The sequence below is a fragment of the Dietzia sp. 111N12-1 genome, from assembly GCF_001658045.1.
GTDB classification, from domain to species: domain Bacteria; phylum Actinomycetota; class Actinomycetes; order Mycobacteriales; family Mycobacteriaceae; genus Dietzia; species Dietzia kunjamensis.
The window spans coordinates 24,733-34,666 of sequence record NZ_LSSV01000036.1 but is presented as its reverse complement, the minus strand read 5'-3'; the positions used below and the strand labels follow the sequence as shown (position 1 = coordinate 34,666).

Annotated in this window: 10 protein-coding genes; 5 read left to right on the top strand and 5 right to left on the bottom strand. The window is 70.6% G+C overall.

All coding sequences use genetic code 11. The annotated features are described in order from the left end of the window. The 3 genes from AYO52_RS09635 to AYO52_RS09625 all read left to right on the top strand — a co-directional run. Nucleotides 1–586 (top strand): aspartate dehydrogenase domain-containing protein (locus AYO52_RS09635; RefSeq protein ID WP_082923920.1); only part of this gene is annotated, 586 nt, incomplete at its 5' end. A gap of 32 nt (nucleotides 587–618) precedes the next feature. Continuing rightward, the gene (locus tag AYO52_RS09630) at nucleotides 619–885 is read left to right on the top strand and encodes a hypothetical protein (RefSeq protein ID WP_067716453.1); all 267 of its coding nucleotides are present in this window, start codon (nucleotides 619–621) and stop codon (nucleotides 883–885) included. A 4-nt stretch (nucleotides 886–889) separates the two neighbouring features. Further along, on the top strand, nucleotides 890–2,074 hold the full coding sequence (locus AYO52_RS09625; RefSeq protein WP_067716450.1) for an NAD(P)/FAD-dependent oxidoreductase: 1,185 nt from the start codon (nucleotides 890–892) through the stop codon (nucleotides 2,072–2,074). Nucleotides 2,075–2,099: 25 nt separating this feature from the next. Here AYO52_RS09625 and AYO52_RS09620 read toward each other — a convergent pair whose 3' ends face one another. Then, nucleotides 2,100–4,493 carry an arylsulfatase gene (locus tag AYO52_RS09620; protein WP_067716448.1) on the bottom strand — a complete coding sequence of 798 codons (2,394 nt, stop codon included), beginning with the start codon at nucleotides 4,491–4,493 and terminating at the stop codon, nucleotides 2,100–2,102. Continuing rightward, entirely contained in the window at nucleotides 4,490–5,389 is a 900-nt protein-coding gene (locus AYO52_RS09615; RefSeq protein ID WP_067716445.1) for a TauD/TfdA family dioxygenase, read from the bottom strand. Before AYO52_RS09615 ends, AYO52_RS09620 begins: the two co-directional genes overlap by 4 nt. Nucleotides 5,390–5,502: 113 nt before the next feature. On the opposite strand from AYO52_RS09615, the gene AYO52_RS09610 reads away from it, so the two are divergent. Together AYO52_RS09610 and AYO52_RS09605 are read left to right on the top strand one after the other, a co-directional pair. Further along, the gene (locus AYO52_RS09610; RefSeq protein ID WP_067716469.1) at nucleotides 5,503–6,087 is read left to right on the top strand and encodes a TetR/AcrR family transcriptional regulator; all 585 of its coding nucleotides are present in this window, start codon (nucleotides 5,503–5,505) and stop codon (nucleotides 6,085–6,087) included. A 134-nt stretch (nucleotides 6,088–6,221) separates the two neighbouring features. Continuing rightward, entirely contained in the window at nucleotides 6,222–7,052 is an 831-nt protein-coding gene (locus tag AYO52_RS09605) for a formylglycine-generating enzyme family protein (protein ID WP_067716444.1), read from the top strand. On the opposite strand, the gene AYO52_RS09600 is transcribed toward AYO52_RS09605, so the two are convergent. The 3 genes from AYO52_RS09600 to AYO52_RS09590 form a co-directional block, all read right to left on the bottom strand. After that, nucleotides 7,008–7,712, bottom strand: coding sequence for a TetR/AcrR family transcriptional regulator (locus AYO52_RS09600; protein ID WP_067716442.1), 705 nt, complete (start codon nucleotides 7,710–7,712; stop codon nucleotides 7,008–7,010). The genes AYO52_RS09605 and AYO52_RS09600 overlap by 45 nt on opposite strands. A 68-nt stretch (nucleotides 7,713–7,780) precedes the next feature. After that, on the bottom strand, nucleotides 7,781–8,704 hold the full coding sequence (locus AYO52_RS09595) for an ABC transporter permease (protein WP_067716439.1): 924 nt from the start codon (nucleotides 8,702–8,704) through the stop codon (nucleotides 7,781–7,783). After that, the gene (locus tag AYO52_RS09590) at nucleotides 8,697–9,815 is read right to left on the bottom strand and encodes an ABC transporter permease (RefSeq protein WP_067716436.1); all 1,119 of its coding nucleotides are present in this window, start codon (nucleotides 9,813–9,815) and stop codon (nucleotides 8,697–8,699) included. Before AYO52_RS09590 ends, AYO52_RS09595 begins: the two co-directional genes overlap by 8 nt. Nucleotides 9,816–9,934 lie beyond the last annotated feature (119 nt).

Genomic DNA, 9,934 nt, shown 5'->3' with positions numbered 1-9,934 from the left:
CAACTTCAGAAACGCGACACTAGCGGGCGGGTCGGGCGCCGGACGCGTGCTGGTGCCCGCCGGGGCGATCGGCGGACTCGACGTCCTCTCGGCGGCCGCACGCGCGGGCACCGACGACGCCCACCTGCGCCACTTCACCATCAAGAGTCCTGCTGCGCTGAACGTCGAGGAGCAGCTCACCGAGCGACGGGAGGTGTTCCGCGGGTCCGCCCGCGAGGCGGCGCTGGCGTTCCCGCTCACCTCCAACGCCTCGGTCGCACTCGCGCTGGCCACGCTGGGATTGGACCGGACCGAGGTGGTCGTGGTCGCCGACCCCCAGGTTCAGCGCACCCGCCACGTCGTGGAGTGGGTCTCGCCGATGGGCCGCTACGAGCTGCAGTTCGAGAACGCCGTGGACCCGGACTCCGGCGGTCGCACCTCGGCGATCACCGCGTGGTCGGTCGCGGAGGTCCTCTCCGGTCTCGCGGCCGGGGCGGGGCCGGGCGTGGTGGTGCTCGGCCAGGACCCGGGCCGCGGTTCGCGTCGAGAGGCGAAAGACCGGCCGGTGACAGGCCGACCGGTGGAAGCTCGACCGCCGAGCCCCTAGCGTGTGGGTCCCAGTCAACGAGAGGTGCGACTATGACCAACGCCCGACCGTCAGACCCGGATCCCGCCCAGAGCCCGGACGTGGATGACACCGGTTCCGCCCCCGCCGGGGTGACGCCGGACTCCGACTCGACCTCGTTGCAGTCGGACAGTGCGGCCAGGAAGCAGGCCCCCACGGAGCGGCAGAGCCCGACTCCTCAGCCGGGACGCACGAGTCCCGTCGTGTGGATCGTGGTCATCGCCATCGTCGTCCTCCTCCTGGTGGTCGGCCTCGTCGGCTACGCGTTCGAGGTGTTCTAGAGCCATGCCCGCCGCGTTCGACACCGTGATCGTCGGGGCAGGCAATGCCGGGGTCTCCCTGGCGGCCCGCCTCAGGCGCGATGGCGTGGGCGGCATCGCGCTCATCGACCCCAGCCCGGTGCACCGCTACCGGCCGATGCTGAACTACGCCGCGGCCGGGCAGGCACGCATGTCCCGCTACGAGCGGGCCATGGCGACCGTGGTCCCGGACGGGGTCGAACTCGTGCCGCACGCGGCCACCCGCGTCGATCCCGACGCCCGGACCGTCACCCTCGACAGCGGCGCGTCCGTCAGCTACCGCGACCTGGTGTTGTGCCCCGGTCTCACCCCGCACTGGGAGGAGATTCCGGGACTGCAGGAGGCCTACGTCGACGGCTGGGCGGTGTCCGCCCACGTGCCCGAGTACGCCGGTCGGGCATGTGCCGCCCTCGTGCGTGAACGTGAGGGCACCGTGGTGTTCTCGGTTCCGCCCGAGCCGGCATCCTGCGGCGGGACGGTGCTCAAGGCGATGTTCCTGGCGTGCGGCCGGTGGCGGCGGGCCGAGGTGCTCGACCGGATCGACGTGCACCTGGTGACCCCGTTCGGCGGACTGCTCGGACTGGAGAAGATCGACTCCCGATTGCAGCCGTTCATCGAGGACTACGGCATCACGGTGCACGCCGACACTCGGGTGACCGCTGTGGACCACGCCGCCCGGACCGTCTCGCTCGACGGCCCCGCCCCGGTGACCCTCGAGCACGTCAACCTCGCCTACGTCACCCCGGACAGCCGCGCACCGCGATTCGTCGCCGACTCGGGCCTGGCGACGGGCGACGCCGCCACGCTCGTCGAGGTGGACCCCCGCACCCTGCGCCACACGCGCCACGAGACGGTGTGGGGACTGGGGGACGCCGCGACCGTGGACACCCGCCCGTCCGGTGGCGCGTTGCGCGACCAGGTCGCGGTGGTGGCCGACAACCTGCGCGCCGCCCGCGACGGTGGGCCGCTGAAGGAGTACGACGGCTACACGGTCATCCCCGTGGCCGTGAGCAGGGGCCGACTGGTGCTCGACGAGCACGACCGGGACGGCCGGCCGGCCCCGTCGGTGCCGGGGATCGACCTCTTCGCCCCGCGACGGATGACGTACGCGTTCGACCGGTTCGTCCAGCCCGTCGTGTACTTCCGCAAGCTCCTGCGCGGCCGGGTCTGACCCGGCGACCGGTCCGTCGCCGAGGTCAGTGGGTGGCCAGTTCGATCTCGTCCCGTCGCGCCTGCGGGAGTTCACTGCCGCGACCGAGATCCACCTGCACGTGGTGGAGCGTGGCGCCGCGGACCGGGAACGATCCCTCGTACGCGGTGCTCACCGCGCTCCCCCGACTGCGCCCGATGTCGAGGGTCTCGTTCATGCTGAACATCGCGGGCGCCGTCACGGCGATCCGCCCGTGCCCCACCTGCTCACCGTCGACGAGCAGGCGCAGGTCCGCGCCCGCCGCGATCCCTCCGTCGTAGGCGAACTCGAGCTCGACGGTGCGCGCACCCGCGGCGAGCGGTTCGCTGCCGGCTGCCCGGCCGTGGTGGCGACCGAAGAAGTTGTACTCGAAGACGGGCACCCCGTCGACGATGTACAGCGTCATGCCTCCGAAGCGGCCACCCAGGCTGAGCAGCACACCCTCGCAGGACCCCGCCGCGGGGGAATCGCCGCCGTGGACCTCCAGCGACGCCGTGAGCCGGAACGCACGGTTGAGCAGCTTGGGCGCGGCCTTCTCGTTGAGCCCGTCCATGTGCGGGTACAGGGTGATCGACGTGCGGCCGCCCATGGGGTGGGGTGGGCGGTTGTCGACGCCGGCCTGGCGTCCCACGGTGCTGTCGTCCAGCGGCAGCACGTCGTACCGCGCGGCCTCGGCGATGAACTTCATCGTCAACCGCTCGAGGATCTCGGGGTGCTCGGCGGCCAGGTCACGGGACTGCGACCAGTCCGCGCGGGTGTCGTAGAGCTCCCATGTACTGTCCGCCAGCGGCGTGAGGTCGACGCCGGAGGTGGCCATCAGCCAGGGCGCCCGTTGCGCGGTCACGGCGGTCCACCCGTGGTCGTAGATCCCGCGGTTGCCGAAGATCTCGAAGTACTGGGTGGTGTGCCGGTCCGCGGCGTCGGGCTGGTCGAAGGTGTAGGTCATGCCCATACCCTCGAGGGGCTTCTGCGCCACACCGTCCACGGTGTGCGGCATCGGCAGACCCGCGGCCTCGAGGATGGTGGGGGCGATGTCCACGCAGTGGTGCCACTGGTGGCGCAACCTGCCCGGCTCGGCGATCCGGCCCGGCCAGTGCGCGACGAGGGCGTTCCGGGTCCCGCCGTAGTGGGAGGCGACCTGTTTGGCCCACTGGTAGGGGGTGTTCAGCGCCAGCGCCCAGGACGACGGGAAGTGCGGGTACGAGTCGGGGCCGCCGAGATCGTCCCACTTGGCCAGCAGTTCCTCGGTGGTCGAGGGCAGCCCGTTGAGTCCGGCGAGGTAGTTGAACGCGCCCAGCCGGCCGCCCTCCGTGGAGGCGCCGTTGTCCCCGACCATGTACAGGACCAGGGTGTTCTCCAGCGCACCCGTCGAGTCGAGATGGTCGATGAGTCGCCCGACCTGGTCATCGGTGTGCTCGAGGAACCCGGCGTACAGCTCCATGAGTCGGGCGGCGACCTTCTTCTCGTCGTCGTCGAGCTCGTCCCAGTGCGGCAGACCGGGCGCCCACGGTCCGAGCTCGGTGTCCTCGGGGACCACTCCCAGTTCCTTCTGGCGCGCCAGGGTCCGCTCGCGCAGGGCGTCCCAGCCGTCGTCGAACTCGCCGGCGTACCGGTCACGGTAGGACTCGGGGACGTGCAGCGGCGCGTGGACCGCGCCCAGCGGCAGGTAACAGAACCACGGCATGTCGGGGGCCACGGTGGAGACGTTCTCGACCCACTGGACGGCGTGGTCCACCAGGTCCTCGGTGAGGTGGTATCCCTCCTCCGGTGTCCGGGGCGGGTCCACCTGCCGACGCCCGTCGTAGAGGACCGGGGTGAAGTGGTCCGCCTCGGCGCCCAGGAACCCGTAGAAGGTGTCGAACCCCTCCTCGGTGGGCCAGCGGTCGAACGGCCCGGCGGCCGTGGTCTCCCACGGCGGGGTCTGGTGCATTTTTCCGAACGCGCCGGTGGCGTAGCCGTTGCCGCGCAGCACCCGGGCGATGGTGGCCGCCGAGTCGGGCCGCATGCCCGTGTATCCGGGTGCGCGGGTGCTCATCTCGGCGATCACGCCCATCCCCACGCTGTGGTGGTTGCGCCCGGTGAGGGTCGCGGCGCGGGTCGGCGAGCACAGCGCGGTGGTGTGGAACCGCGTGTACCCCGCCCCGTCGTGGTTGAGGCGCTCGATGGTCGGGGTGCGGCAGGGGCCCCCGAACGCCGAGGACGTGCCGAACCCCACGTCGTCGAGCATCACCAGCAGGACGTTGGGCGCCCCCTGCGGTGGGCGGATCTGCTCGACGCCCGGGAACCCGTCCTGCTGATCGCGGCGGTCCATCTCAGCGGGCACCCGACCGGCGAGCCGCCGCACGGGCAGGACGTGACGGTCGAGACCGGCCTCGGGGAACGCGTCGTCTGACGGGCTCATGCTGGCACGTCCCCGACGATGGCGACGCGCTCCATGACCCGACGATGGGGGAAGTAGTCACTGCACGCGTAGTGCTGGGTGGCCCGGTTGTCCCAGAACGCCACCGTGCCCGGGGCCCAACGCAGGCGTGCCTGGAAGTCGGGCATCTTGACCTGGTCGAGCAGGCGCCGCAACAACTCCCTGCCCTCGACCGGGTCCATGCCGTCGATACCGGTGGTGAACAGGCTGTTGACGAACAGGAGTCTGCGGCCGGTCTCGGGGTGCGTGCGGACCACCGGATGGTGCTGCGGCGGGTAGCGCTTCTGCATCTCGGCGAGCTTGTCGGGGGACATGCTCCGGCCGAACGACGGCGTGAAGTCGTGTGTGGCCGTCAGCCCGTCGATCCACTCCTTGATCTCGTCCGGCAGCGCGTCGTAGGCGTTGCCCATGTCCGACCACAGGGTGTCGCCGCCGGCATCGGGGACCCGGATCGCCCGCAGCACCGACCCCATGGGGGGCCGGTCCTGCCAGGTGACGTCCACGTGCCAGATGTTCTCCATGCCCGGGTTGTCCTGTCCGCGGTCGAACCTCACGACCTCGGGGATCTCCCCCTGGTCGAGGAGCGGGTGGACCTCCAGGTCGCCCCAGTGGGCGGCGAAGTCGCGGTGCTGGTGGGCGGTGACGTGCTGTTGGTCGCGGAAGAAGAGCACCTTCCTCTCGAGCAGCGCGGTCTTGAGTTCGGAGATCTGCTCGGGTGACGGGGCGGCGAGGTCGACGCCCTCGACGTCCGCTCCGATGAACGGGGTGACGGGCCGCACGCCGATGTGGTGGTAGGTGGCGGGCGGGGCATCGTCGGCCGTCAGCCGCATCCGCTTGGGGCCGAACTCGATGTCGTGATCGCCGATCGTGACCTGCATGGGGGTTCCTTCCGTGGCCGGTGGGCCTGGTCGAGGGGACGACGCGCGAGGTGTAGACATCTGTCTACAGCGTGCTAAACCGTGACTGTAGACGATCGTCTACAGTGGCGTCCATGGATCTCCCCGAATCGGATCGCCCCGTCGGACGAGACGCAGTACGCCGCGCCGTTCTCGGCACCGCCCGCCGGATCTTCGCGGCCCGCGGGCCACGGGCGCCCCTGCGCCTGGTGGCCGAGGCCGCGGGGGTGAACCTCGGCCTCATCCACCGACACATCGGGAACAAGGACGACCTGCTGTCGGCGGTGCTCGAGGACGGCCTGCGGCACGGCACCGCCCGGGTGGGAGACCACGACGATGCCGGCAGGGCCGTCCACTCCATGCTCACCGGAGCCGTCGACAACCCGGATTTCAGCCGCCTCCTGGTGTGGCTTGCCCTGGATCCGGGCGCCGTGTCGCGGCCGCTGATCGACGCCTCGGTCCGGCCCGCCGGCGCGGTGTCCCGCATGACCGATCCCCCGCCGGCCGGCGAACTGCACCTCGCGCTCGCCCTCACGGTGATCTATGCCTGGCCGGTTCTGCGCGAGCAGATCCTCGACGTCCTGGACGTCGCAGCCGCCGACCGTGAGGACGTCGACACGCGGATGGCGGAACTCCTGTCCGAGGTGGTCACGGGCCGGGGAGCCGGGGAAGGACGATGACGACGACGAGGGCCTGCTGCGCACCGGGCGCCCCGCCCCCTCCCGACGGGCCGAACCTGCGGGGCCCGCGGTCCCCGGGCCGTGGAGCCGACCGTCCCCGCCGGCAGGTCCTGATTCCCGGCGGGACGTCGGTGATGGGCGACCACTTCGACGAGGGGTACCCCGACGACGGGGAGCTACCCCTGCACGAGGTGAGCCTGCGCTCGTTCCGGATGGACGAGTGCGCCGTAACCAACGCCCAGTTCGCCAGGTTCTGCAAGGACACCGGGTACGTGACCGACGCGGAGGACCTCGGCGTCTCGCCGGTGTTCCATCTCGCCGTGGAGGCCGACCCGGCCGACGTCCTCCACCACCTGGATTCCACGCCGTGGTGGGTGGCCGTGCGGGGAGCCGACTGGCGCCACCCCGGCGGGCGCCGGTCCTCGATCACCGCTGTGCAGAACCACCCGGTCGTGCACGTGTCCTGGAACGACGCGACGGCCTACTGCGAATGGGCGGGGGCCCGCCTGCCCACCGAGGCGGAGTGGGAGTACGCGGCACGGGGCGGCCTCGCCGGGGCCCGCTTCCCGTGGGGCGACGAGCTGACCCCGCGTGGTCGGTGGGGTCTCAATGTGTGGCAGGGACGGTTCCCCTCCCACAACACGCTCGACGACGGCCACCTGACGACCGCCCCGGTACGCGCGTTCCGGCCGAACGGATACGGCCTGCACCAGATGGTCGGCAACGTGTGGGAATGGTGCGCCGACGTGTTCGACCCCGGCTACTACGCGGTCTCGCCCCGAGAGGATCCCCGCGGTCCGCGCCCCGACGGGAGCCCGGGCGACGAGACGTGGCGCGTGATGCGGGGAGGTTCCTACCTGTGCCACGAGTCGTACTGCCACCGATACCGGGTGGCGGCCCGATCCGCGAACACCGCCGGTTCAGCTACTGCCAACCTCGGCTTCCGGTGCGTCCGCGACGTGTGACTCCCCTGGTCCGACCCCTGCACGCAGCGCGGCCTCGACCATGTCGTAGAGATGGGCGACGACCTTGTCGAAGTCGGCGTTGACCACGGCGTTCCGGGCGTCCCGACGGTCCTCGTAAACGGCCAGTGCACCGGTGAACATCTGGGTGGCCAGGTCGATACGTTCGAACGCCACCCGCCGCGGCAGGTGGGAGAGCACATCGATGAGGCGCACCACCACGTCGTCGGTCGCGGTGCGCAACTGCGCCTCCGGGATCCCGGGGGCCATGACAGGTCCGACCCGCTGCAGGAACCGTGCGTAATAGGTGGACTCGGGCTGGGACCGGAGCAGCTCGACGATCGGCTCGAACAGCACCCGCACGAGAGCCGCGAGGTCGGTGCCCAGGCCCTGCTCGTCGATCTCCGCCAACCGCTGCCGGCGATCGACGTCGAGGGCGGTCAGCCGGCGCCGCAGCACCTGCAGGATGAGACCGTCGCGGCTGCCGAAGTGGTACTGCACCGCGGAGTTGTTGCGTTGCCCGGCGGCGGTGGCGACGTCGCGCATCGAGACACGGTCCAGACCGCGCTCGCTGATCAGTTGCTCGGCGATCTCGAGCATCGCCGTCTTGGCGTCCCTCGCCTGGGCGGCCCCCTCGACCGAGGGTTCATTCGTCGGGTCCATCGGGCCCCTTCCTCCGCCTTGATTGAACAGTGCCCATACCGCCGCCGGACCGGGCCGGTCGGCGTCGATCAGATCTTGGCCGCTCCGGGGCTCCACTTGCGGCCGGCGGCCTCGCCCAGCTGGTTGAAGCTCAACACCGTGAGGAACAGGACGATGGCGGGAATCCCCACCAGTCCGGGGTACCTCTCGAAATCGGACTGACCGGCGCTGATCATGTTGCCCCACGTCGGTTCGGGCCGAGGAATGCTCAGTCCCAGGTAGCTCAGCGAGGCCTCCGCGACGATCAGCACCGCCACGAGCATGAAACTGTAGGACAGCACCGGCGCCACGATGTTGGGGGCCACCTCGCGCAGCATGATGCGGGTCTCTCCCGCACCGAGCGACCGGGCGGCGGTGACGAACTCGCGGCCGGCGAAGCTCATCGCGTTGGCGCGGACGAGCCGTGCGTACGACGGCACCACCATGATCCCCAGCGCCAGGGTGACGTTGAGCAGGGTCGGGTCGAGGACCGTGACGATCGCGATGAGCAGGATGAGCGACGGGAACGCCAGCAGGACGTCGCTGATGATGGAGACGATCCGGTCGGCCCAGCCGCCCTTGTAGCCGGCCACCAGGCCCAGCGCGCCGCCGATGAGGGCGCCGATGACGACACCGCCGATGCCCACCACGATGGAGACCCGGGCGCCGTAGAGCAGGCCGCCGAGGATGTCGAGGCCCTGACGGTCGGTGCCCAGGGGATGCGCCGTGAGCAGATCCGGCGGCAGCAGGGACCGGGTCGTCAGCGCGAACTGCGGGTCGCGCGCCTCGGCCAGCGGCAGGAAGTCGACGATCAACGCGCCGAGAACGATGAGGGCGGTCCACCCGAGGGCGAGCAGGGTGCCGACCGCGGAGAGCTTCGGCAGGCGCAGCTTGCGCCGGGCGGGCGCCTCCGCGGCGATGGTCGCGGTCGCGGTCGAGGCGACGGTGGAACGGGTGGGGTCGTTGTCAGCCACGGCGGATCCTCGGGTCGATGAGTGCATAGGTGACGTCGACGGTCATGTTGACCACGACGTAGAAGACGGCGATGACGATCACGCCGCCGAGCACCACGGGCAGATTGTCGTTCTGGACGGCGTCGACGATCATGCTGCCCATACCGGGCAGGTTGAACAGCCGCTCGACGACCACCGTCCCGCCGATGAGGCGACCGAGGCTGATGCCGGCGAGGGTGATGATCGAGACCGTCGACGGCCGCAGGGCCTCCTTGACCAGGACGTGGCCGGTCGGCATGCCCTTCGCGCGCGAGGACAGGACGAAGTCCTGTTGCAGGGTCGAGATCATGTCGGTCCGCAGGACGCGGGTGAAGATCGCGACCTCCATCAGCGCGAGGGTGAGCGCGGGCAGCATGATGCTGCGCAGGTTCTCCCCCAGCCCCTCGGCCAGCGGCGCGTAGCCCTGGCGGGGGAACTCGGGCAGGAACAGCGCGATCACGGCGATCACCCCACCCACCGCGAGACCGGCGATGAGGGACCGGCCCCAGGTGACGCCGGGTGCCCCGCGCCCGCCCCGACGGCCCAGCGGCGACAGCGTCACCACCAGCCCGATCACGACGGCCGCGCCGAGGATGAGCTGCTGCGCGAAGGAGTGGTTGAACACCAGCAGGTAGATCAGCAGCAGCCCGGCCACGAAGCTGGGCACCGAGATGAACGCGAACGACACGACCGAGGCGACCTGGTCGAACACCCCACCACGGCGGTAGGCCGACCACACCGCCACCGGGACCGCGATCGCCAGCGACAGGATGATCGACAGGAACGCCAGCTGGATGGTGACCGGCAGCGCGTTGCCGATCATCTCGGTGACCGGCTGGTTGGGCGGGATGAGCGAGTTGCCCAGGTCGGCCGAGGCCATACTGCCGACCCATTCCGCGAACCGGGTGGTGACCGGGTCGTCGAGACCCAGCTCCTCCCGGGCTGCCTGGTATTGCTCCGCGGTCGCGCCCGGCCCCACGGCGGATGCCGCGGAGTCGCCGGGAACGGCCTCCATCAGGAAGAACGCGCCGATGGTCGCGAGTACGACGACGACGACCGCGTGCAGAGCGCGTTCGCCAATGAACCTGAGCACGTGGGGAGACCCCTTCGTTTGAGTCACCGCCTGAGGCGGCTTCTTAATCACCTTGACGTGGACACCCTATGCCGTGATACTCATCACAGCAACACGTTCTAAGCAGTTGTCTTAGATCC